At 65.7% G+C, this 22,886-nt stretch carries 20 protein-coding genes; 5 read left to right on the top strand and 15 right to left on the bottom strand.

The window, feature by feature from the left end:
- Positions 1 to 9: 9 nt before the first annotated feature.
- From AB0J47_RS29605 to lspA, 3 genes are all read right to left on the bottom strand, one after another.
- Complete coding sequence (locus AB0J47_RS29605) at positions 10 to 669, bottom strand: hypothetical protein (protein ID WP_364353189.1); 660 nt, start codon at positions 667 to 669, stop codon at positions 10 to 12.
- Positions 662 to 1,588: an RluA family pseudouridine synthase gene (locus AB0J47_RS29600; RefSeq protein WP_364353186.1), complete on the bottom strand. Its 927-nt coding sequence runs from the start codon at positions 1,586 to 1,588 to the stop codon at positions 662 to 664. The genes AB0J47_RS29605 and AB0J47_RS29600 overlap by 8 nt, the downstream gene beginning before the upstream one ends.
- Before the next feature lie 64 nt (positions 1,589 to 1,652).
- Positions 1,653 to 2,354 (bottom strand): signal peptidase II, encoded by a 702-nt coding sequence (lspA, locus tag AB0J47_RS29595; protein WP_364353359.1) that lies wholly within the window; start codon positions 2,352 to 2,354, stop codon positions 1,653 to 1,655.
- A gap of 77 nt (positions 2,355 to 2,431) precedes the next feature.
- On the opposite strand from lspA, the gene AB0J47_RS29590 reads away from it, so the two are divergent.
- Positions 2,432 to 3,385 carry a hypothetical protein gene (locus AB0J47_RS29590; RefSeq protein ID WP_364353183.1) on the top strand — a complete coding sequence of 318 codons (954 nt, stop codon included), beginning with the start codon at positions 2,432 to 2,434 and terminating at the stop codon, positions 3,383 to 3,385.
- A gap of 92 nt (positions 3,386 to 3,477) precedes the next feature.
- Positions 3,478 to 3,945: a VOC family protein gene (locus tag AB0J47_RS29585; RefSeq protein WP_357474891.1), complete on the top strand. Its 468-nt coding sequence runs from the start codon at positions 3,478 to 3,480 to the stop codon at positions 3,943 to 3,945.
- Positions 3,946 to 4,001: 56 nt separating this feature from the next.
- On the opposite strand, the gene AB0J47_RS29580 is transcribed toward AB0J47_RS29585, so the two are convergent.
- From AB0J47_RS29580 to AB0J47_RS29545, 8 genes are all read right to left on the bottom strand, one after another.
- Positions 4,002 to 4,457, bottom strand: a complete 456-nt coding sequence (locus AB0J47_RS29580) for a Rieske (2Fe-2S) protein (protein ID WP_364353180.1) — start codon at positions 4,455 to 4,457, stop codon at positions 4,002 to 4,004.
- Between the two features lie 285 nt (positions 4,458 to 4,742).
- Complete coding sequence (gene acs, locus AB0J47_RS29575) at positions 4,743 to 6,671, bottom strand: acetate--CoA ligase (protein WP_364353177.1); 1,929 nt, start codon at positions 6,669 to 6,671, stop codon at positions 4,743 to 4,745.
- Between the two features lie 53 nt (positions 6,672 to 6,724).
- Positions 6,725 to 8,362, bottom strand: a complete 1,638-nt coding sequence (locus AB0J47_RS29570; RefSeq protein ID WP_364353174.1) for a cation acetate symporter — start codon at positions 8,360 to 8,362, stop codon at positions 6,725 to 6,727.
- Positions 8,359 to 8,721, bottom strand: coding sequence for a DUF485 domain-containing protein (locus AB0J47_RS29565; RefSeq protein ID WP_364353171.1), 363 nt, complete (start codon positions 8,719 to 8,721; stop codon positions 8,359 to 8,361). Before AB0J47_RS29565 ends, AB0J47_RS29570 begins: the two co-directional genes overlap by 4 nt.
- A 139-nt stretch (positions 8,722 to 8,860) precedes the next feature.
- Entirely contained in the window at positions 8,861 to 10,618 is a 1,758-nt protein-coding gene (locus AB0J47_RS29560; RefSeq protein ID WP_364353168.1) for a cation acetate symporter, read from the bottom strand.
- Positions 10,619 to 10,795: 177 nt separating this feature from the next.
- A complete protein-coding gene (locus AB0J47_RS29555) occupies positions 10,796 to 11,164 on the bottom strand; it encodes a hypothetical protein (protein ID WP_364353165.1) in 369 nt (122 codons plus the stop codon).
- Positions 11,161 to 11,958, bottom strand: coding sequence for a LytTR family DNA-binding domain-containing protein (locus AB0J47_RS29550; RefSeq protein ID WP_364353162.1), 798 nt, complete (start codon positions 11,956 to 11,958; stop codon positions 11,161 to 11,163). Before AB0J47_RS29550 ends, AB0J47_RS29555 begins: the two co-directional genes overlap by 4 nt.
- 156 nt (positions 11,959 to 12,114) lie before the next feature.
- Positions 12,115 to 13,347: a histidine kinase gene (locus AB0J47_RS29545; protein WP_364353159.1), complete on the bottom strand. Its 1,233-nt coding sequence runs from the start codon at positions 13,345 to 13,347 to the stop codon at positions 12,115 to 12,117.
- A gap of 147 nt (positions 13,348 to 13,494) precedes the next feature.
- On the opposite strand from AB0J47_RS29545, the gene AB0J47_RS29540 reads away from it, so the two are divergent.
- Positions 13,495 to 13,893, top strand: coding sequence for a DUF3052 family protein (locus tag AB0J47_RS29540; protein WP_364353156.1), 399 nt, complete (start codon positions 13,495 to 13,497; stop codon positions 13,891 to 13,893).
- Positions 13,894 to 14,106: 213 nt separating this feature from the next.
- Positions 14,107 to 17,658, top strand: coding sequence for a DNA polymerase III subunit alpha (dnaE, locus tag AB0J47_RS29535; protein ID WP_364353153.1), 3,552 nt, complete (start codon positions 14,107 to 14,109; stop codon positions 17,656 to 17,658).
- Positions 17,659 to 18,360: 702 nt separating this feature from the next.
- On the opposite strand, the gene AB0J47_RS29530 is transcribed toward dnaE, so the two are convergent.
- From AB0J47_RS29530 to AB0J47_RS29515, 4 genes are all read right to left on the bottom strand, one after another.
- Positions 18,361 to 19,284: an MFS transporter gene (locus tag AB0J47_RS29530; protein WP_364353150.1), complete on the bottom strand. Its 924-nt coding sequence runs from the start codon at positions 19,282 to 19,284 to the stop codon at positions 18,361 to 18,363.
- 14 nt (positions 19,285 to 19,298) lie between these two features.
- Entirely contained in the window at positions 19,299 to 19,559 is a 261-nt protein-coding gene (locus AB0J47_RS29525; RefSeq protein WP_364353146.1) for an MFS transporter, read from the bottom strand.
- Between the two features lie 188 nt (positions 19,560 to 19,747).
- Positions 19,748 to 20,320, bottom strand: coding sequence for a TetR/AcrR family transcriptional regulator (locus tag AB0J47_RS29520; RefSeq protein ID WP_364353143.1), 573 nt, complete (start codon positions 20,318 to 20,320; stop codon positions 19,748 to 19,750).
- A 47-nt stretch (positions 20,321 to 20,367) separates the two neighbouring features.
- A complete protein-coding gene (locus AB0J47_RS29515) occupies positions 20,368 to 20,982 on the bottom strand; it encodes a class I SAM-dependent methyltransferase (protein WP_364353140.1) in 615 nt (204 codons plus the stop codon).
- Positions 20,983 to 21,090: 108 nt separating this feature from the next.
- Here AB0J47_RS29515 and treZ point away from each other — a divergent pair, with 108 nt between their 5' ends.
- The gene (treZ, locus tag AB0J47_RS29510) at positions 21,091 to 22,815 is read left to right on the top strand and encodes a malto-oligosyltrehalose trehalohydrolase (protein WP_364353137.1); all 1,725 of its coding nucleotides are present in this window, start codon (positions 21,091 to 21,093) and stop codon (positions 22,813 to 22,815) included.
- The last annotated feature ends 71 nt before the right edge of the window (positions 22,816 to 22,886 follow it).

Below are 22,886 nucleotides of genomic sequence, written 5' to 3'. Positions count from 1 at the left end.
CGCTGACGGTTACTGATCCGGGAGGGGGCCGTCATCGGTACCGGGCAGTGCGATGTCCTCGTACTCCGGCAGTAACGGAACAATGGCGAAACTGGTCGCGACCGCATCGGCGGGTAGGGCGTGTACGGCGCGGATTCCGTTCTGGGCCGCCAGATTTCGGAGTTCGGGCAGCGATCCGCGGACTACGAGACCGACGGTGCATGCGCACCCGGCGCGCAGCCGAGCCGCCGACACCGCATTGATGCGGTCGGTGCGTTCGCCGGCCGCGTGCTGTGCCAGCAGTTGCCAGGCGGCATTGTCGGCGGACGCCACCGCTACCGCATTTCCCGCAGGCAGTTGCACCGTGACGATCGGGGTGTTCACCCGCGGGATCGACACATGGTGGCTTGCCGCGGCAATACGCAGGCCGCCACTGTGTGCCGGAATCTGGTCGGGGGTAAGGGGTTCGGTGAAGGAGACCAGCGCCCAGTGCTCCTCGGTATCCGAACCGGACAGCGAATCCTGTGCCCGCGCAACATAATCCGCGACGTGCTCGCCCCGTTCCGGGCCGAGCCGGTCGGTCGAAATGCCGGTCGGTCGTGGGGGATCGAGTACGCCGAGCACCACGATCAGCACCGCGAAACCGACGGCTGCGACGGCGATGGCAATGCGGCGCAATGTTTCAGGCATTGCGCAACACGTCGAGGGCGTTCTTCAGGTCAGCCGGATACTCGCTGGTGATCTCCATATACCGGCCATCGGCCGGATGGTTGAACCCCAGCGAACGCGCATGCAGCCACTGCCGCTCCAGCCCCAGCCGCTCCGCCAGTCGCGGATCCGCACCATAGGTGAGATCACCACAGCAGGGATGGCGGATCGCGGAGAAATGCACCCGGATCTGGTGGGTGCGCCCGGTTTCCAGATGAATATCGAGCAGGCTGGCCGCCTGGAACGCCTCGACGGTGTCGTAGTGGGTAATGCTCGGGCGTCCGTCCGCGGTGACCGCGAACTTCCAGGCATCGCCGCGGGCCCGGCCGATCGGCGCATCGATGGTGCCGCTGCTCGGATCCGGATGTCCCTGTACCAGTGCGTGATAGCGCTTATCGATGGTGCGCTGCTTGAATGCCCGCTTCATCACGGTGTACGCGTGTTCGGACTGTGCGACGACCATGACTCCGGAAGTGCCGACATCGAGGCGGTGCACAATGCCCTGCCGCTCATGCGCGCCCGAGGTCGAGATGCGATAGCCCGCCGCGGCCAGTCCGCCGACCACCGTCGGCCCGGTCCAACCGACGCCGGTGTGCGCCGCGACGCCGACCGGCTTGTCGACCGCGACGATGTCATCGTCGGCGTAGAGGATCTTCATACCCTCGACCGGCTCGGGCTCGATGGTGAGTTCCCGCTTCGGTTCCGGGAATGCGACCTCCAGCCAGGCCCCCGCCACCAGCCGATCGGATTTGCCCGCGGCGACGCCGTCGAGTTGCACCGAACCCTCCTCGGCCAGCGCGGCGACGGCGGTGCGGGACAGCCCGAGCAGTCGGGACAGTCCGGCGTCCACGCGCATGCCGTCGAGTCCGTCGGGTACCGGCATGCTTCGGGTTTCCCTCATGCCTGCACCTCGCTGGCGCTCGGTTCCGGCATGATCGAAGCCCGCTGTGACATGGTTCGCTCGCTCACGCCGCATTTCCCTTGCTGTTGGCCGCACCGTTGGCGTCGTTGCCGGATGGCTCGTCCGGCTCCGTGGTGGTTTCGGCGGCGGTCTCTTCGGTGTGACCGTGTCCGGCGCGTGTGCCATCGGGTTCGAAGCCGAAGACCGTCAGCACCACCAGCAGGATCGCACCGCACACGATCGAGGAGTCGGCCAGATTGAATACCGGCCACCAGCCGACGGCGATGAAGTCCACCACATGTCCCTGTAGCGGTCCGGGCGCACGGAACAACCGGTCGACCAGATTACCGAGCGCACCGCCGAGCACCATGCCGAGCCCGATCGCCCACCACAGCGAGCGCAGCGTGCGCCCGATCCGGATCACGCCGATCACCACGGCCGCGGCGACCAGGGTCAGCAGCCAGGTCATGCCGGTGGCCATCGAGAAGGCCGCGCCCGGGTTGCGTACCAGTGACAACCGCGCGAAATCGCCGATGATCGGCACCGGATCGCCCGGGGTCAGCTCGGCCACGACAATGGTCTTGGTGAGCAGGTCCAGGCCGAGCAATACCGCGGCGATGATCAGCAGCGTGCGTAGCCGCAGCGGTGCGGCGGGCTTCCCCGGTTCGGCGGTCGGGGTCGGAATTTCTGCGTCGTCGCTGGGGGGTACCGCGTTATCGACGGAGTTGTCCTCGGGCGGCCGGTCGTCACTCACGCCGACCATCATCTCTCGAGTAACGATTCGCGCTACGCACGCGGTCACCTGCATGTCCCAGCTGACACTCAGGAAGCGGTCGTACTCTGATGCTCGTGACGGTGTTGTCTTCGCCCTACGTACCCCGAATCGCGCGCTCGGGTGTGCTGCTGATGGTGCTCGCGGTCGGATTGTCCGCGTTCGGTGTCGGCTGCAGTGACGGTGCCGATTCGCGCGTCGAGTCCGACAGCACCGAGCCGGTCGGCATCGGCAAGGAAGTGACCGTGCCGATTTCGGCGGCGGTCGCCACCGTCGTCTCTGCGGGGGAGGAGCCGCGGTCGCTGCTGCGTCCCGGCTATCCGGCGGGCACGGTGCAGCAGGTGACGCTGCGCACCGACCATCACATCGAGCAGCAGATCAATGATCAGCCGCCGAGTGATTTCTCCTCGCCCGCGCTGACGATTCCGATGACGGCGCAGACCGATAGTGACGGTGTCGAGCTGACTCTCGGCACCATCTCCAGCCCGGACCCGTCGCTGGCCAAGGCGCTCACCGCCGCCGACGGTTCGCACGCCGGATTCGATATGAGCGAACTCGGCGCGATCACCGCGCTGCGGCTGGCCCCGGCACCGGACACCTCCAATACCGCCCGCGCCGCCTTGGAACAGGCCTTCTACCAGGCGGTATACCGCTCGATCGCCTTTCCCGACCAACCGGTCGGTGAGGGTGCGGTGTGGACGGTGCGTCAGGAGGTCGACGGCGGTGTCGCACTGGATCAGGTGACCACCGCAACACTGACCAAACGCGAAGGCGACCGGCTGACCATCGAACTCGAGGTGACCCAGAAACCGAAGTCGCAGGTGTGGCCGCTGCCCAATAATGCGGGCACCCTCGATATCAAGGACTACGTCATGCAGGGCTCGGGCACGATCACCGTCGATCTCGGTCTGCCGCTGCCGGTCGCGGGCTCGATCACTGTCGGCGGACATCAGGCCTACCGCGATCCGCGCAGCGCGAGCTTGCTGCAGCAGACGATCAATACGCAGGTCACCTGGAACGAATGACTCCGTAGCGGTTTGCGCCGATCAGGCATGTCGTGCCCGGGTGAGGAATAGGCTCGCACCTGTCCGACAAACGCCTCGATCGGAGGTAACTCATGTCCGATGTGAAACCGATCCCCGAGGGTTATCCGGTGGTCTCGCCGGGATTGGCAATCGATGGAGCCGCTGCCGCCATCGACTTCTACAAGAATATTTTCGGCGCATCGGAGCGGATGCGCATGCCCGGACCGGACGGCAAGATCGCGCACTGCGAACTCACCTTCGGTAATTCGCTCATCATGGTCGGCGATCCGGCTCCGGATATGGATTTCCTCGACCCGAAGACGGTTGGCGGCACGCCGGTCAACCTCTACGTCTATGTCGAGGACGCCGATGCCGCCTTCAGCGCCGCCCTGGCCGCGGGCGCCAAGGAACTCACCCCAATGACCACCCAGTTCTACGGCGATCGCAGTGGTGCGTTCGAGGATCCGTGGGGCCACCGGTGGACCGTAGCCACGCACGTCGAGGATGTGCCGCCGGATGAGATGGACCGGCGGATGGCCGAATTGTTCGGCGGGGCCTGAGCGTTCGTGGGGGTAGGCCGCGCGGCCGGTGTGCCGCGCGGCGGGTAGTGCGCTGGTTATCCCAGGATGATCGAGTCACCCTCGACGTGAACGGATTTCGGGGCGAGCGGCTGGGTAGCCGGGCCGTTGACGATCGAGCCGTCGAGACCGAATTTGCTGCCGTGGCAGGCACAGTTGATGGTGCCGCCGGAGACCGTCGCGACCTTGCAACCGGCATGTGTGCAGGTCGAGGACAGGCCGACGAAGGATCCGGCATTCGGCTGGGTCACCACCACATCGCCCTTGATCACACCGCCGCCGATCGGCACCTCGGAGGTCGAGGCGATGGCATTCGGCTGTCCGACGGCGACATTCGGTCCGGTCGATCCGGCGGCGGCCTTGGGGGGTGCGGCCGCGGGTGCGTCGTTCTTGCCGTAGGTGGTGCATGCGGTGAGGGCGGCCACGGCGGCTGCCGCACCTGCTCCCGCGACCACGACGCGGCGGCGGTCGAGGACGAGATCATCGTTGTTCATATCGGACTCCGATCAGAAGGCGATGCCGTTGTGCTGGAAGAACCACAGCGCTGAGGTGAGCCAGAGGTCGGTCAGATGCCTTGTTCACCGTTACCGTTTCGCCGTTGACGATGACCGCCGCATCCGGCCCGAGGCCAGCGCCGCGGTTCGATCTGTCTACGTGGCAGACCCGGCGAGCGGTTCAACGCCGACATCCGCAGTAGCGGTCCGGCGCTCTGACGTGGAGCGGCGGACCCGGTCCCCCTCATCGACGTGGTGGCCGGGTCCGCCGCTGGGGGGCGGCGCCTATCCGCGGGCGATGGCCTCGAAGACCTTCGGATCGACGAGGGTCGACGTATCGCCGAGTTCTCGACCCTCTGCGATATCGCGGAGCAGGCGGCGCATGATCTTGCCGCTACGGGTTTTCGGAAGTTCCGGGACGATATGAATCTCCCTCGGTCGGGCAATCGGGCTGATCTCCCGGGAGACAGCGGCTTTCAGCTCACCGATCAGCGCATCGCCGGAATCGTGCGCGCCCGCGGTGAGAATGACGAAGGCGACGATGGCTTGTCCGGTGGTCGCATCGTTCGCGCCGACCACCGCGGCCTCCGCGATCGACGCATGTCCGACGAGCGCGGATTCGACCTCGGCGGTGGAGATCCGGTGACCGGAGACATTCATGACGTCGTCGACGCGGCCGAGCACCCAGAGGTCGCCATCGTCGTCGAGTTTGGCGCCGTCACCGGCGAAGTACCAACCGCGGTCGGCGAATCGTTCCCAGTAGGTCTCGCGGAACCGGTCCATATCACCCCAGATACCGCGCAGCATCGAGGGCCACGGCTGGTCCAGCACCAACAGTCCGGAGCGGCCGTGCTCGAGTTCGGCCCCGTCATCGTCGACGATCTTCGCGGAGATACCGGGTAGCGGGGTCATGGCCGCGCCCGGTTTGGCCGCCGTCACACCGGGCAGCGGGGAGATCATGATGGCACCGGTCTCGGTCTGCCACCAGGTGTCCACAATCGGAGTTCTATTGCCGCCCAATATGTCTCGGTACCAGCGCCACGCTTCCGGATTGATCGGTTCGCCGACGCTGCCGAGCAGCCGCAGCGAGGTCAGGTCGTGCGCATCCGGAATCTCGCGACCCCACTTCATGAAGGTCCGCACCAGAGTGGGGGCGGTGTAATAGATGGTGACGCCATACTTTTCGATGATCTCGAAATGCCGGTGCTCATCGGGGGAGTTGGGGGTGCCCTCGTAGACGACCTGGGTCGCGCGATTGGCGAGCGGACCGTAGACGATATAGCTGTGGCCGGTGACCCAGCCGATATCGGCTGTGCACCAGTAGACGTCCTGTCCCGCTCGGTGATCGAAGACGTTGTGGTGGGTGTAGGCGGCCTGGGTGAGATATCCGCCGCTGGTGTGCAGGATGCCCTTGGGTTTTCCGGTGGTGCCGGAGGTGTAGAGGATGAACAGCGGATGTTCGGCGTCGAAGGTCTGCGCCTCGTGATCGGGGGAGGCGTCGGTGACGGTGTCGTGCCACCACAGATCGCGGCGATCGGTCCACGGCACCTCGATGTTGGTGCGGCGCACCACGAGTACGTGCTCAACGGTGTGCTCGCCATCGGCCAGCGCCTCGTCGACAGCGGCCTTGAGAGGTGCGGCGGTTCCGCGCCGCCACTGCCCGTCGGTGGTGATCACCAATCGGGCCCCGGCGTCGTCGACCCGCTGGCGCAAGGCGGTCGGCGAGAATCCGGCGAATACCACCGAATGGGTGAGCCCGAGCCGGGCGCAGGTCAGCATGGCGACGATCGCCTCCGGCACCATCGGCATATAGATGGCGACTCGATCGCCGGCCCGCAGCCCGAGCTCGGTGAAATAGTTTGCCGCCCGGGATACTTCGGCGAGCAGCTCGGCGTAGGTGATATCGCGAGAGTCACCCGGTTCGCCCTCCCAGTGGATGGCCACTTGATCGCCGAACCCGTCGAGTACGTGCCGGTCCACGCAGTTGTAGGCGACATTGAGTTTGCCGTCGACGAACCATTTCGCGACAGGCGCGTCGCTCCAGTCGAGGATCTGCGTCCACGGCTGATGCCAGTGCAACCGCCGAGCCTGTTCGGCCCAGAAATCCAGCCGATCGGCGGCGGCGCGATCGTACAGTGCCGCATCGGCATTGGCGCTCGCGGCGAATGCCGCATCCGGCGGGTAGGTGGTCGGGTCGGTGGTTGCACTGGTCAACGTCGATCAATCCTCTCGAAACAACAAGGGCGGCAGGCTCACCTCGGATGCGGTCAGTGCACGATCGCCTTTTCCGCGCCGACACCGGTGAGCGAGCGAACCTCCATCTCGGCCTGTTTCGCCGGATCCTCCGGCTTGCGCCCGCCGAGGAAGGTGCCGACCACGCCGAGTGCGAAAGCCAGTGGGATGGAAACGATTCCGGGATTCGATAGCGGGAACCAATCAAAATCCGAACCCGGAATCATCGAGGTCTTCGTCCCGGATACCGCGGGTGAGAACACGATCAGCACAATCGTCGAGATCAGGCCGCCGTACATGCTGAACAGGGCACCGGTGGTGTTGAACCGCTTCCAGAACAGCGAGAACACGATGGTCGGCAGATTCGCCGCCGCCGCGACCGCGAAGGCCAGCGCCACCAGGAAGGCGATGTTCTGACCGTTGGCCAGGATGCCGAGGCCGATGGCCAGCGCACCGATCACCACCGCGGTGATCCGGGAAACCCTGACCTGCTTGTTCTCGTCGACCTGCCCCTTCTTGATCACGCTCGCGTAGATATCGTGCGCGAACGACGCCGATGCGGTGATGGTCAAGCCCGCGACGACCGCGAGGATGGTGGCGAAGGCGACCGCGGAGATAATGCCGAGCAGGATTACGCCGCCGAGTTCGAAGGCAAGTAGCGGCGCCGCCGAATTCTGCCCGCCCGCCGCGGCGAGAATGCGATCCGGTCCGACTATCGCGGCCGCACCGTAACCGAGCACCAGGGTGAACAGGTAGAACGCGCCGATCAGGCCGATCGCCCAAACCACCGAGCGCCGTGCCTCTTTCGCGGTCGGCACGGTGTAGAAGCGCATGAGCACATGCGGTAGACCCGCGGTGCCGAGCACCAGCGCCAGGCCGAGGGAGACAAAGTTCAGCTTGGAGGTCGCGCTGCCACCGTATTGGGCACCGGGGGCGAGCACGTCACGGGCGGCCACGCCCTTGGTCTTCGAGCCGTGCACCGCGTCCTGTGCCGAGCCGAGGATGTCGGAGAAGTTGAAGCCGAATTTGGCGAATACCATTACCGTCATCAGCGCCGCGCCGGTAATGAGCAGCACCGCCTTGATGATCTGCACCCATGTGGTGCCCTTCATGCCGCCGACCAGGACGTACACGATCATCAGCACACCGACGACGGCAATGACGATGCTCTGTCCGGTCTTATCCGAGATATCGAGCAGCAGCGCGACCAGACCGCCCGCGCCCGCCATCTGCGCCAGCAGATAGAACAGCGAAACCGCGAGCGTGGTCAGTGCGGCGGCGGTGCGGACCGGCCCTTCCTTCAGTCGGAAGCTCAGCACATCAGCCATGGTGAATTTGCCGGTGTTCCTGAGCATTTCGGCGACCAGCAGGAGTGCGACCAACCAGGCCACCAGGAAGCCGATCGAGTACAGGAACCCGTCGTAGCCGTATACCGCGATGGCGCCCGCGATGCCGAGAAAGCTTGCGGCGGAAAGGTAATCGCCCGCGATGGCGATGCCGTTCTGCGGGCCGGAGAAGCCGCGACCGCCGGTGAAGTAGTCGGCGGCGGTGCGGTTATTGCGGCTGGCCCGGATCACCACGACCATCGTGATCGCCACGAACAGGCCGAAAATGGCGATATTCGCGGCGGGATTGCCGACCGTTTCCGCGGCCGACAGATATTGCGTCCTCACGCCTGGTCTCCCTCGAGATAGTTGCGGATCGACGCGGCGCGCGGATCCAGTTCCTTATTGGCGAACCGGACATACAGCCAGGTGATTACGAACGTCGAGACGAATTGCCCGAGGCCGAGTAGCAGGCCGAGGTTGATATCGCCGATGACCTGGGTGGCCATGAAGTCGTGCGCGTAGGCGCCGAGCAGCACAAAGCTCAGGTACCAGACCAGGAACAGTGCGGTCATCGGAAAGATGAAGCGGCGCAACCGGCTTCGCAATTCCTGGAACTGGGGACTCGACTGGACGGCGGTGAAATCCTCCGCGGTCGGCGTGCGCCGCGGAGGCGTGCCATCTTTGTCGAGGTCGATACTGGTCATCGCAGGGTCCTAGCGTGTGACGTGGCTTACTACCCGCCGACCATAAAGGGACGCTCGTGCGGGATTCACGATGTGGCGTGGATCACTCTGTGAAGGCGTTGGTTTGTGCGGTGAACGGTCGGCTGGCCGCGACGAACGGTCAGCGGCTCAGCCCGATGGCACGCTCGCGGTCCGCGCCCATGCCGAGCCGCTCTGGTGCGTGCATCCGGACGAAGATGCGTCCCACCGTGCGGGCATTCTGCCCCCGCGTCAGCACGCTGACCAGGATCATCGACGCGAATGCCAGCGGTACGCTGAGCGCCGCCGGATAGCCGAGAACAGCAGCGAGCCAGCCGTTCGCGAGTTCGTCGGAGATGCCGCCGGTCACCGAAACCGCCGTCGCGCCGCCCGCCGCCAGACCGCCCGCGATCAGTCCGGTGGCCGCGCCCTTGGCCGTCAGACCACGCCACCAGATGCCGAGCACCAGCAGCGGACACAGCGTCGAGGCAGCCACCGAAAAGGCGAGCGCGACCGTGCGGGACAGATCCAGCGACACCACCATGATCGAAACACCAAGGGGCACAGCACCGGCGAATACGGCGGCGGCCCGAAAATCGCGAATCCGGCCGCGCAGCATATCCGTACTGAGCACACCCGCGATGCTGACCAGCAGTCCGGACGAGGTGGAAAGGAACGCCGCGATCGCACCTGCCGCGGCAAGTGCCGCCAGCAGTTGTCCCGGCAGGCCAGCCAGCACTGATCCGGGCAGCAGCACGACTGCGGCGTCGGAGGTTCCGGTGATAAGCAATTGCGGCACGTACAGCCGCGCGAAAACCCCCAGCAGAATGGGGAAGAGGTAGAACACCCCGACCAGGCCGATCACCGCGAGTGCGGTGGTGCGCGCCGCGCGACCATCGGGATTCGTATAGAACCGCACCAGCACGTGCGGAAGCCCCATCGTGCCCAGGAAAGTGGCGATGATCAGCGAATACACCTGGTAGGTGGGATGGGTGCCGCCGAATCCGCCGCCGGGCGCCAGCCAGGCCGCACCGTCCGTCGGCGCTCCGGCCACCACCGGCACGGCCGAGCCCGCCTCCAGGGTCAGTTCGGTGCCCGCCGCCAGTTCGTGTGTGCCGGGTGTGAGTAGGGCCGGGCCGTCCACCTTGCGATCGTCGAGCGTCCCGGTGATCGAAACCTGTTGCGGCGCGCCGACCCGCACCACCACGCCGGTGCTGACATCAACCGTGGTGCGTTCGGTGACCACCGGGGGAGCGGGTGTGCCGAGTTCGCGATCCTCGGCCAGAAAATGTCCGAGCAGCACCAGCGCCGGGATTGCCACGGCGGTCAGTTTCAGCCAGTACTGGAAGGCCTGTACCAGCGTGATCGATCGCATGCCGCCACCGGCTACATTCGCGATGATGATCGCGCCCACCGCTACCGCGCCGACCCATTTCGGCACATTCAGCAGGATGTGCAGCGTGAGCCCGGCGCCCTGGAACTGCGGAATGAGATATACACCGCAGACCAGCACCACCACGACCGCTGCCAGTCTGCGCAGCCGAAGCGAGCCGAGCCGGAACTCCGCGAAATCGGGCACCGTGTACGCGCCCGATCGGCGCAGTGGTGCCGCCACGAACAGCAGTAGACCGAGATATCCGGCGGTGAACCCGACCGGATACCAGAGCGCGTCCGCGCCGTATTTCGCGATCAGTCCCGCGACACCGAGAAATGAAGCGGCCGAGAGGTATTCGCCGGAGATGGCGGCCGCATTCCAGCGCGGCCCGACGCTGCGTGAGGCGACGAGGAAGTCGGAGGTGGTGCGCGCCAACCGAACACCGTAGACGCCGATCGCTACCGTGGTGAGGGCGGCGAACAGTAGTGCGAGCACCGTGAGCGCTGGGGCCGTCGCCGTGTTCACGCCATGCCCCGATCCGTTCCGGCATCCGGTCGGCAGTGCTGGCGGGCGGCGGGCCGTGATGCGGCACGACCCCTTTCCTCGCCGCCGACCGAGTTGCCGCCCATTCGACATGTCGTGGCGCATGGGCGCTCGGCCGAGCGGCGGTGCGCGAGTGTTGTCGCGGCGCGAAACATCAGGTCAGTCCTCGGCCAATTCCAGGAAGTCCTGCTCATTGCGTTCGGCGAGACGGACATAGAGCCGCCCGACGCCGTACAGCACCGGATAGACGGCGATACCGAGCAGCAGCCACGGCAGCCGAACCCCGAGCAGCACAAAAGATCCCACCGACCCGAGCCGGAAAAGTACCGGAAGCGAACACAATACGAGCACCATGACCAACCCGACGCGCACCGCCAACCCCAATTGCGCGCGAATCAGACCGCCGATCAGCGCCTCGCCGATCTCGGTCTGCTCGACCACTTCCGTGCGGGTCCGCACGCGTCGCGCGCCGCGGCGTTCGGCGAGCACGACGCGCTGTCTGGGCGGACGCGGCTGGGCAGTGGTCACGGATTCGTCCACTGCTGTCGCGGGCCGTGCACCAGCCGCTGCTTCAGCTCCCGCACCTGCCGACGGCTCACCGGCAATTCCACCGCCGCGGCTTTGCCGTCGGCCCGCAGCCGGACCACCGTTCCGGTGCCGACCGAGCGCAGCCCGGTCACCAACCGCAGCGCCACCAGATAAGATCGGTGCACCCGCAGGAATCCCGCGTTCTCCCACCGGGATTCCAACGCCGACAATGGAATCCGCACCAGATGGGATCCCCGACTGGTGTGCAGTCGGGCGTAATCGCCCTCCGCCTCCACCCAGCTCACGCTCGATCGGTGCACGAGCGTGGTGACTCCGCCCAATTCCACCGGAATCACTTCATTGGGGTCGGCACGCGGTTCCGCGATCGCCGGGGCCGGTGCCGCGCGCGCCGTGACGATCCGGCGCACCGCCTCGGTCAACCGCGCCTCCCGCAGCGGTTTGAGTAGATAGTCCACCGCTCCCAGATCGAAGGCCGCGATCGCCTGATCATCGTGCGCCGTCACGAACACCACCGCGGGAGGGTTCGCGAACTCGGACAGGATGCCCGCCAATTCCATGCCATCCAGCCCGGGCATATTGATATCGAGGAAGACGGCATCGATCGGATGCGCCCGCATCAGCCGCAGCGCACTTGTCGCATCGCTCGCGCTGTGGATGTCACCGACCCCCGACTGCGCGCGCAGCAAATACACCAGCTCATCCAGAGCGGGCTTCTCGTCGTCCACGGCGAGCACACGCAGTGCGGCGGCCGAGTGGTCGGTGGTCCGAGTCACAATCGTTCCATGGTAAGCGGAGCCCCTCCATAGTCGGCCCGGATACCTGGACCAGGGCTGAATCGGACCGGGTCCACGCGCGCCTTCGTCAGTGCGGCCGTGAGACCGCGCAGTCGTGGCGGCGCGCAGTCGTGCGCCGTGCGAAGTGACCTGTGGTCAGGCCTGGATGCCCGCGCGGAATTTGGGTACGCGGAGGCTGACCTTGGTGCCCGCGCCAGGGGCCGTCTCCACGATCAAACCGTAGTCATTGCCGAAGGCGGCACGTAAGCGGTCGTCGACATTGGCCAGGCCCACGTGGGCGGATTCGCGGGAGCCCGCCGGGCCGGTTCCGGTTTCGATGGCGTCGAGGGCACCGGAGCGCAACAGATCCGGATCCATCCCGATGCCGTCGTCCTCGACGCTGATCACGCAGTCGGTACCGGCATCGGCCGCGACAATGGTCACCGTGCCGCCGCGTGTCGCCCCGGCCAAGCCGTGCCGAACCGCGTTCTCCACCAATGGTTGCAGCGCCAGGAACGGCAGTACGACGCCGAGCACTTCCGGTGCGATCTGCAACCGCACCTGCAAAGCATCACCGAACCGAGCGCGCTCCAGCGCCAGATACCGCTCGATATTGCGTAGTTCGTCCGAGAGCACCGTGAATTCGCCCGCGGCACGGAAGGAATATCGCGTGAAGTCGGCGAACTCCAGGATCAGCTCGCGCGCCCGATCGGGATCGGTACGCACAAATGACGCGACGGTATTGAGCGCGTTGTAGATGAAATGCGGACTGATCTGGGCCCGCAACGCGCGCACCTCGGCCCGATCGAGTCGGGCGCGCGAGGCGTCCAATTCCGCCAATTCCAGCTGTCCGCAGGCATATCGCGCCACCTCGGCGACCGCCCCCAGGCGTCCTGGTTCCGGCTTTCCGGTGGTTACCACCCCCAAAGCACCTGCCACCCCGGCGTTTTCGATGAGCAGCGGCTGCGCGATCAGCGTCCGCCCGGCATGTTCGCCGCGACCCGGTCCTGACACCAGCACCGGGCGCTCGGTCGCCACCGCCCGCCTGGCCGCATCGGCGAAGGGCTCGGCCAGATCCGAATGCGGCCCGTCCCAAGCCAGCAATGTGCCGTCCGCGTCGGCCACCCCCAACGCGTCGGCTCCGGTGAGTATCCGAAGATGCGGTGCGGCCTCCTGCGCGGAGCGATCGTTGAGCCCCTGGCGCAGCGGCCGCGCGGCCAGCGATGCGGTGTGCAGCGCCGAGTAGACCGCCCGCTCGGCCGGTGTGGTCACCACCCTGCGCGTCCGAGACCACACCAGTAGCGCGCCGACGATCAGCACGCATGCCGTACCGACCGCGACAACGGCGGTGGTCACAGCACCCCCGCTGTCCGGTTCTGCCGCTGCCATACCATCGCCCGATTATGGCGCTGCCCGCGGTGAGTGCGTGGTCGACCGCGCGGATCGGGGCCGACGACCGCGCCGAGCGATGCGCGCCCTCTAGTCCGAACTGACGCACAGGTCCACCAGGCAATCCCATCGGCATACAGTCGTGCCATGACGGCGGGCTACTCCGGAACCCCTTTGGCCAAGAAACTCGGCATCAAGGCCGGCCACCGAGTGGTGCTCCTGCATGCCGCGCCGGGCTGGCGGATCCCGGAGCTTCCGCCCGAAGTGGAAATCGCCGCCGATCAGCCGGATCGGGCCGAGGTGGTGCTCGCCTTCTACCGCACCCATGCCGAACTCGCCGACGAGGCATCGGATCTCGCCGCCCGGCTGGCCAAAGGGGCGATGCTGTGGATCGCCTGGCCGCGCAAGGCGGGCGGGCACGTCAGCGATATCGCCGAGAACGATCTGCGCGAACTGCTGTTGCCCATCGGCGTCGTGGATGTGAAGGTGGCCGCGCTCGACAACGATTGGTCCGGTTTGAAATTCGTCTGGCGCAAGCGCGCTTGATCGATGGCTCGCGTAGTGTCGAGCGATCCGCGGACCACCCCACTGTCGCGGAAATCGGACAGCCGCATAGTGGGTCGCGAGACTCGCCGGTGATCTTCACCACCGACACGCCGGGCACCTGCGACAGCCCGGCGCGGGAAGCCGAACTCGTCGGTGGGGACCCCTAGAATCGCTACACCAACCCCCGTCGAGACCTTGGGAGGAAGGACCGTCTTGGCCGCCTCGTCCGGATCGTTCGTTCACCTGCACAACCACACCGAGTACTCCATGCTCGATGGTGCGGCCAAAATCTCTCCGCTCTTCGCCGAGGCGAAACGGCTGGGAATGAACGCGGTCGGGATGACCGACCACGGCAATATGTACGGGGCCTCGGAGTTCTACAACTCCGCCAAGAAGGCCGATATCAAGCCGATCATCGGCATCGAGGCCTATATCGCACCGGGTTCTCGATTCGACACCAAGCGTGTGCAATGGGGTGATCCCAGCCAGAAGGGCGACGACGTCTCCGGTTCCGGCGCCTACACCCATATGACCATGGTCGCGGAGAACGCGACCGGCCTGCACAACCTGTTCAAGCTGTCCTCACTCGCCTCCTTGGAAGGTCAGCTCGGCAAGTGGGCGCGCATGGACGAGGAGATCATCGCCGAGCACGCCGCGGGCATCATCGCCACCACCGGCTGCCCGTCGGGTGAGGTGCAGACCCGGCTGCGCCTCGGCCACGACCGCGAGGCCCTGGAGGCGGCGGCCAAATGGCAGGAGATCTTCGGACCGGACAATTTCTTCCTCGAGATCATGGACCACGGCCTGTCCATCGAGCGCCGGGTCCGCGAGGGGCTGCTCGAGGTCGGCAAGAAACTCGGGATCCGGCCGCTGGCCACCAATGACTGCCACTACGTCACCAAGGACGCCTCGACCAACCACGAGGCGCTGCTGTGCATCCAGACCGGTAAAACACTCAGCGACCCAACGCGTTTCAAGTTCGACGGCGACGGCTACTACCTGAAGTCCGCGGAGGAGATGCGGGCGATCTGGGATATGGAGGTGCCCGGCGCCTGCGATTCCACCCTGCTGATCGCCGAGCGGGTGCAGCCCTATGACGAGGTGTGGCAGCACCGCGACCGGATGCCGATCTTCCCGGTGCCCGATGGCCACGACCAGGCCAGCTGGCTGCGCCGCGAGGTCGACCTCGGACTGCGGCGACGCTTCCCGGACGGCGCGCCCCAGGAATATCTGGACCGCGCCCAGTACGAGATCGGCGTCATCCTGGAGATGGGCTTCCCGGCCTACTTCCTCGTCGTCGGTGACCTGATCAATCACGCTCGCGAGGTCGGCATCCGCGTCGGTCCCGGCCGTGGTTCCGCGGCCGGTTCGCTGGTCGCCTATGCGCTCGGTATCACCAATATCGACCCGATTCCGCACGGTCTGCTCTTCGAGCGCTTCCTCAATCCCGAGCGTGTGTCGATGCCTGATATCGATATCGACTTCGACGATCGCCGCCGCGGTGAGATGGTCCGCTACGCGAGTGAGAAATGGGGCACCGACCGCGTCGCCCAGGTCATCACGTTCGGCACCATCAAGACCAAGGCCGCCATCAAGGACTCGGCGCGTGTGCTGTTCGGTCAGCCCGGCTTCGCCATCGCCGACCAGATCACCAAGGCGCTGCCGCCGCCGATCATGGCCAAGGACATCTCGGTATCCGGTATCACCGATCCGGAACACGAGCGGTACAAGGAGGCCGCCGAGGTTCGCGAACTCATCGCGAGCAATCCCGATGTCGCCAAGATCTACGAAACAGCGCGCGGCCTCGAGGGCCTGATCCGCAATGCGGGTGTGCACGCTTGCGCGGTCATCATGTCCTGTGATCCGCTCACCGACGCGATCCCGGTCTGGAAACGCCCCCAGGACGGTGCGCTCATCACCGGCTGGGACTATCCGTCGTGTGAGGCCATCGGCCTGCTGAAGATGGACTTCCTCGGTCTGCGCAACCTGACGGTGATCGGCGACGCGCTGGAGAATATCCAGGCCAACCGCGGCATCGACTTGGATATGGACCGGTTGCCGCTCGACGATGCGCGCACCTACGAATTGCTTTCCCGCGGCGAAACTCTCGGCGTATTCCAGCTCGATGGTGGACCCATGCGCGATCTGCTGCGCCGCATGCAGCCGACCGCATTCGAGGACATCGTGGCCGTCGGCGCGCTGTATCGCCCCGGCCCGATGGGCATGAACGCGCACAACGACTACGCCGACCGCAAGAACGATCGGCAGGAAGTCAAGCCGATCCATCCGGAGCTGGAGGAGCCGCTCAAGGAGATCCTGGGTGAGACCTACGGCCTGATCGTCTACCAAGAGCAGATCATGCATGTCGCGCAGAAAGTGGCCGGCTATTCGCTCGGTCGAGCAGATATTCTGCGCCGCGCGATGGGTAAGAAGAAGGCCGAGGTGCTGGCCGCGGAGTTCGAGGGCTTCGAGGAGGGCATGCAGGCCAACGGATATTCCAAGGCGGCCATCAAGGCGCTGTGGGACACCATCCTTCCGTTCGCCGGTTACGCGTTCAACAAATCGCACGCCGCCGCCTACGGCCTGATCTCATACTGGACCGCATATCTCAAGGCGAACTATCCCGCCGAATATATGGCGGCCCTGCTCACCTCCGTCGGCGACGATAAGGACAAGGCCGCGGTCTACCTGTCCGATTGCCGCCGCCTCGGCATCACCGTGCTGCCGCCGGATGTCAACGAATCCGAGATGAACTTCGCCTCGGTGGGTAAGGACATCCGCTTCGGCCTCGGCGCGGTGCGGAATGTCGGCGCCAATGTTGTCTCCTCGATCATCCAGGCGCGCAAGGAGAAGTCGAAGTTCACCGATTTCTCGGACTATCTGAACAAGATCGATGCCATCGCCTGCACCAAGAAGGTCACCGAATCCCTCATCAAGGCAGGCGGATTCGATTCGCTCGGACATCCGCGCAAGGGCCTGCTGTTGGTGCACTCCGATGCCATCGATGCGGTGATGTCCACCAAGAAGGCCGAGGCGATCGGCCAGTTCGATCTGTTCGGCGGGCTCGATGACGGCGACGAATCGGTGGCCTCGATCTTCAACGTCAAGGTGCCCGATGACGAGTGGGAGACCAAGCACAAACTGGCGCTCGAGCGGGAAATGCTCGGCCTGTACGTGTCCGGACATCCACTCAACGGCGTCGAACATGTGCTTGCGGCACAGGCGGATACGGCTATTCCCGCCATTCTCGAGGGCGATATCAAGGATGGCGCCCAGGTGACCATCGGCGGCATCCTCGCCTCGGTCAACCGCCGCATCAATAAGAACGGCCTGGCCTGGGCCTCGGCGCAGATCGAGGATCTGACCGGTGGTATCGAGGTCTTGTTCTTCCCGCAGGCCTATTCGGTGTACGGCGCGGATGTGGTGGAGGACGCGGTCGTGCTGGTGAAGGCCAGAGTATCGGTACGTGATGACCGAATCTCCTTGATCGCCAATGATCTCGCCGTCCCCGACCTCTCCTCTATCGGTGTGGCCAAGCCGCTGGCGGTTGTCATGCCGACGCGCCTGTGCACACAGGACAAGATCGGCGAACTCAAGCGCATCCTGTCCAGGCATCCGGGCACTGCGGACGTCCACGTCCGCCACGTGGGCGCACGCGACAACACGTCACTGTGGAAATTGGATGACAGCCTGCGGGTTTCACCGTCCTCGGCCCTGATGGGCGACCTGAAGGCCTTACTCGGTCCGGGCTGCCTCGCGGGCTGACGCAGTTCGTCTGAATCGGTAGCGTCGGCGATTGCGGCGGCTACGCGCACGTTTCGTGTGGCGGCCGCCCCTTCTCGACGGTGCCGCCCCTTCTCGACGGTGCCGCCCCTCCTCGACGGTGCCGCCCCTCCTCGACGGCCGCACCGTCCGCAGCATCGGCGCGGCCGCCAGCGGCCGCCGCATTTCGGAGATCCGTGCGTGTTTTCGGCGCGAATCTGGGCGGGACGCGAAGACGGTGCGCGGGTACGAGTAGTCCACCGGGACCGGGCGAAACGCTTAACTGCCCGAACCCGCGCACGGGTTCGGGCAGTTGCGGCGACGAGCAGTCCGCGCGATATTCACTGTCGGCGGGGTCCGATCGAGAAGCATTGCGATGGTGCGTATTCAGACCGTGAGCCTGATTATGGCGCAATCCACCGGGTTGACCGTCTCGACCCGCTGGGTCCGGCGGTGTAGCGCGGCCGCCCAACCAACGGTGGCCCGTGCCGCACCACGCGGACCGCGCCCGATTCAGGCGATGACTTCCACCTGGGGTTATGCGTTTCAGACGGTAAGCTCGGCCGTTGCCCGATCCGCTGGTCCGATGGTGTCGACCCGCTGGGTCCGGCGGTGTAGCGCGGCCGCCCAACCAACGGTGGCCCGTGCCGCACCGCGCGGACCGCGCCCGATTCAGGCGATGATTTCCACCTGGGGTTATGCGTTTCAGACGGTAAGCTCGGCCGTTGCCCGATCCGCTGGTCCGATGGTGTCGACTTGCTGGCCCCGGCGGTGTAGCGCCGCCGCCCAAGTGACGGTGGCCAGTGCCGCGACGGCGAGGGCAGCGCCGATCCAGGCGATCGAGGGGTAGCCGAGGCCGCTGCCGATGGCCAGGCCGCCGAGCCATGGGCCGATGGTGATGCCGACATTGAATGCGGAGAAGTTGACCGCGGTCGCGAGGGTGGGTGCAGCCCCGGCCAATGCGAATACTCGGGTGTTCAGTGCCGGATTCGTGGCGAATCCGAAGGCGCCCAATAGGAATACGAGGATTACGACCGGTGCGGGCATGGTCGCGGTCAGCGCCAGCACTGCCGAGATGATGATCAACCCGATCATGCCGATGGTCAGTACGCGGAACGGATGGGCATCCGCGGTCCGGCCGCCGACGGTGATGCCGATCAGCGCGCCGATGCCGTACAGCGTGAGTACCAAGGGAATCCAGCTCTCCGCGATTGCGGTGGTGCGGGACAGGAGTGCGCCGAGGTAGGCGAAGGTCACCAATTGCGCGCCGGTCGAGAGTGCGGTTGTGCTGTAGGACAGCCAGAGGCGCGGATTGATCATGGTTCGCAGTTCGCGGCGCAGGTTCGGCACCTCGGCGGGACGTCCGCCGGGAATCTTGGCCGCTACCCCGGCCATGGCAAGCGCCGACAGCACGGCCACCGTCCAGAATGCGGCCCGCCAGCCCAGATGCTGGCCGATCACCGTACCCGCCGGGAGCCCGACGATATTGGCCACGGTCAGCCCGCCCGCGACAATACTCATTGCCCGACCGCGCGCGTTCTCCGCTACCAGGCTCAGCGCCGTGGTCGCGGCGACCGCCCAGAATCCGGCGTAGACGAATGCGCCGACCACCCTGGTTCCGAAGAGCACCCAGTAGCCCGGGGTCAGCGGGCCACCACATGCGCGGCGATGAACACCCCGAGGAAGGTCAGCAGTGCGGTGCGGCGTGGCCAGCGCAGGGTGATTACGGCTAGCGCTGGCGCGCCCACCAGCATGCCCAGTGCGAATGCCGAGATCAGCAGGCCCGCTTGGGGGATGGAGACGCCGAGGTCGGCGGCCATTTGGGTGAGCAGGCCGGAGAGCATCAGCTCCGAGGTGCCCTGGGCGAATATCGATAGCCCGAGTATGTAGACGGCGAGTGGCATGGGACCCTCTCTTATTTTGGATTGATCAGTTCAAAATGTTGACAAAGGAATGCGGCGCTTGCGTCGGCGTGCCGGACACACCGGTGGTCTTGCCCATGTTCGTGCGAACGGAATCCGTTGCAGCGGTGGCGCTAATGGGGCGGCCACCTCGCAAGACCTGTGAATCTTGGTGGTGGCCGAGGTCGGTCTCAGAGCACGCGCAATGCGGTTGTGGCGATGGCCTCCAGGGTGTCCTTATCGGCTCCGCCGCGCGCCGCGACGCGCATACCGCTGATCGTGGTGATCACGAAATGGGCTAGCGTGCGAGCATCTTTGCCCGCATCGATCTCGCCGGACCGCTGACCTGCCCGGATAACCGCGGTCAGTGCGTCGAGCCTGCGCTCCAGGTCGGCGCGCAATGTCGCCGCCACGGCTGGATCGCGCGGTGCCAACTCGACCGTCGAGTTGACCACCAGGCAGCCGACGGGGTCGTCGGCCGGTGCGTCGATGGTCTGACGCAATAGCGTCTGGATCTTCGCCCGCGCGGGCAGGTCGCCGTCGAGCACTTCGAAGATCGAGGCGTTCTTGCTATTCATGTACCGCCGCAGTGCCCGGTCGAACAGCTCGTGCTTACTGGTGAAGGTGTTGTAGATACTGCTGCGGCCCAAACCTGTTGCATCGCAGAGGTCTTGGGTTGAGGTGCCCTCGTAGCCCGCGGACCAGAACGCCCGCATGGCCGCGTCCACCGCCCGGTCCTCGTCGAATGCCTTAGGTCGTGCCATGGGTTGACGCTAGCACGTTTTGAACTAACTGGTCCAATATGGCTGGGCTACGGCGAGATCGCGACTCCGAGCGAAAGGGCCGCGAGAAATTTGGGTCCGTCCGCGTAGAACTCGTCGAGCTCGCGGATCTCGAATCCCGCGCTCTCGACGGTGCCGCGGATATTGCGATCGAGATTGCATCCGCCCGCGATCGCCTTCTCGATCGGATTCAACCGGTGCTGCCACGCCTGGACGCCCGGATCCGGCGCAAGCCCGTGTTCGACGAAATGCAGGGTCCCGCCCGGGACGAGCACCCTGCGCACCTCGGCCAGCGCGGCCGCGATATCCGGAATGGTGCACATCGTCCAGGTCGAGAGTGTGGAGTCGAAGCTGTTATCTGCGAAGGGCAGCGACTGACCGTCGAGCCCGGCGCGTTCGATCGGCACGGTGGCCCCGGTCAGCCGCTTATCCGCCAGGCGCCAGCCGAGGTCGGCGGGCTCCACGGCGCTGACCGACTCGACGGCGGCCGGATAGAAGGGGATATTCAGCCCCGATCCGAAGCCGATTTCCAGCACGCGCCCGTGCAGCCCGGCGCAGGCGCGCTCCCGCTGCGGATTGTTCATCTTGGCCCCACAGACCAGATTCACCAGTCGCGGCACGACCTGATCGTTATAGATGCCCATCCACTCACTCTGTCAGGGTCCGCGCGCCGCAGGCAATGGTCAGCTGGTCGAAAGGGCGCGTTCCGATGTCGACGGGCCGCATGACCGGCGACATGCGATGCTGGCTCGGTGACCTTGTTCGAGGTGTGGGCCCCGCGACCGGAACGGGTGCGTATCGAGGTCGATGGCGCCGTGCATCCGATGACGCGGTCCGGCGACGGTTGGTGGCGGGCCGAAGTGCTCGCCGTGCCAGGCACGCGGTACGGCTACCTGCTCGACGACGACCCGACCGTCCTGCCCGATCCGCGCTCGGCTCGGCAGCCCGACGGCGTGCACGGCCGCTCGGCGGTGCACGCCCTCGATCCCGCCGGGTGGACCGATGCGGACTGGAACGGTCGCCCGTTGGCGGGTGCGATCATCTACGAACTGCATCTGGGCACCTTCACCCCCGAGGGCAGCTTCGACGCCGCCGTCGAGCGCCTCGACCACCTGGTCGAACTCGGCGTCACCATGGTCGAGTTGATGCCGGTCAATGCCTTCGACGGCAGCCACAATTGGGGTTACGATGGCGTGCTCTGGTATGCGGTGCACGAGCCCTACGGCGGGCCCGATGGTTTGCAGCGCTTCGTGAATGCCTGCCATGCAAAGGGTTTGGCGGTCGCCCTTGATGTCGTCTACAACCATCTCGGCCCTTCCGGCAACTATCTGCCCCGCTTCGCGCCCTATCTCACCGAGGGCCGCAATACCTGGGGTCAGAGCCTCAATCTCGATGGCCCTGCCTCGGACCCGGTGCGCCGTTTCATAATCGAGAACGCTTTGCGCTGGTTGCGCGATTTCCATATCGACGCACTGCGCCTGGATGCCGTGCACGCACTCGTCGATCGCACCGCCACCCATCTGCTCGCCGAACTCGCCACCGACACCGAATCCCTTGCCGCACATCTGCGTAGACCGCTGACGTTGATCGCGGAGAGCGACCTCAACGATCCGCGGCTCATCACCCCGCGCGCGGCGGGTGGTTACGGCCTTACCGGCCAATGGAACGACGACCTGCATCACGCGGTGCACACCGCGGTATCCGGTGAACATCAGGGCTACTACGCCGATTTCGGTTCGCTGCGCTGTCTTGCCCAGACACTGACGCGCGGATTCTTCCACGCCGGAACGTATTCCAGCTTCCGCGGCCGCATCCACGGCCGTCCGATCGACACGCGACTTGTCCCGGCGAGCGCGTTGCTCGCCTACACCTGCACCCATGATCAGATCGGCAATCGGGCGATCGGTGACCGTCCCAGCGCCTACCTGAGCGACGGACAGTTGGCGATCAAGGCCGCGTTGGTGCTGTTTTCGGCATACACGCCCATGCTGTTCATGGGGGAGGAGTGGGGTGCGCGCACCCCGTTCCAGTTCTTCACCTCGCATACCGATCCGGTGATCGCGGCCGCCACCGCCACCGGCCGCAAGAACGAATTCGCCGAACACGGCTGGGACAGTGACGAGGTTCCGGACCCGCAGGACCCCGAAACCTTCCTCCGGTCCAAGCTGGATTGGTCCGAACTCGAACATGCTCGCCACATACGGCTACTGTCCTGTTATAGAAAGCTGATCGGTTTGCGACGTGAGCGGGCCGAAATAACGGACCCGTGGCTCACGCGTGTATCTGTTGACTATGACGAGCATGCCCGCTGGATCGCGGTGCGCCGGGGCCCGCTGACTTTGCTGTGCAATCTCTCCGAAGGGCAGGTCAGCGTGCCTATCGTTGGTCTTTCGCTGCTGTCGTGGGAACCCGTGACCGAAGGCGTTTCCACGACGGAGATACCGGGCCATTCGTTCGTGATACTCGCGGGCGCGTAGCCGAACCCCAGCTCGGATCGCGATTGCCGAAAACCCGCTGAATGTAACTGTCCGAGACACAACATTGCCGA

The organism is Nocardia sp. NPDC049737 (assembly GCF_040674755.1).
Classification (GTDB): Bacteria; Actinomycetota; Actinomycetes; order Mycobacteriales; family Mycobacteriaceae; genus Nocardia.
This window is presented reverse-complemented; position numbering and strand designations above follow the sequence as displayed.

What these genes read in the sequence shown, in the direction of transcription:
- AB0J47_RS29540 (WP_364353156.1), top strand. Translation starts at nt 13,495, where the DNA reads ATGACGGCGGGCTACTCCGGAACCCCTTTGGCCAAGAAACTCGGCATC.
- AB0J47_RS29565 (WP_364353171.1), bottom strand. Translation starts at nt 8,721, where the DNA reads ATGACCAGTATCGACCTCGACAAAGATGGCACGCCTCCGCGGCGCACG.
- AB0J47_RS29590 (WP_364353183.1), top strand. Translation starts at nt 2,432, where the DNA reads ATGCTCGTGACGGTGTTGTCTTCGCCCTACGTACCCCGAATCGCGCGC.
- AB0J47_RS29515 (WP_364353140.1), bottom strand. Translation starts at nt 20,982, where the DNA reads ATGGGCATCTATAACGATCAGGTCGTGCCGCGACTGGTGAATCTGGTC.
- AB0J47_RS29520 (WP_364353143.1), bottom strand. Translation starts at nt 20,320, where the DNA reads ATGGCACGACCTAAGGCATTCGACGAGGACCGGGCGGTGGACGCGGCC.
- AB0J47_RS29585 (WP_357474891.1), top strand. Translation starts at nt 3,478, where the DNA reads ATGTCCGATGTGAAACCGATCCCCGAGGGTTATCCGGTGGTCTCGCCG.
- AB0J47_RS29580 (WP_364353180.1), bottom strand. Translation starts at nt 4,457, where the DNA reads ATGAACAACGATGATCTCGTCCTCGACCGCCGCCGCGTCGTGGTCGCG.
- lspA (WP_364353359.1), bottom strand. Translation starts at nt 2,354, where the DNA reads ATGATGGTCGGCGTGAGTGACGACCGGCCGCCCGAGGACAACTCCGTC.
- AB0J47_RS29525 (WP_364353146.1), bottom strand. Translation starts at nt 19,559, where the DNA reads ATGCCACTCGCCGTCTACATACTCGGGCTATCGATATTCGCCCAGGGC.
- AB0J47_RS29605 (WP_364353189.1), bottom strand. Translation starts at nt 669, where the DNA reads ATGCCTGAAACATTGCGCCGCATTGCCATCGCCGTCGCAGCCGTCGGT.
- AB0J47_RS29545 (WP_364353159.1), bottom strand. Translation starts at nt 13,347, where the DNA reads ATGGCAGCGGCAGAACCGGACAGCGGGGGTGCTGTGACCACCGCCGTT.
- AB0J47_RS29600 (WP_364353186.1), bottom strand. Translation starts at nt 1,588, where the DNA reads ATGAGGGAAACCCGAAGCATGCCGGTACCCGACGGACTCGACGGCATG.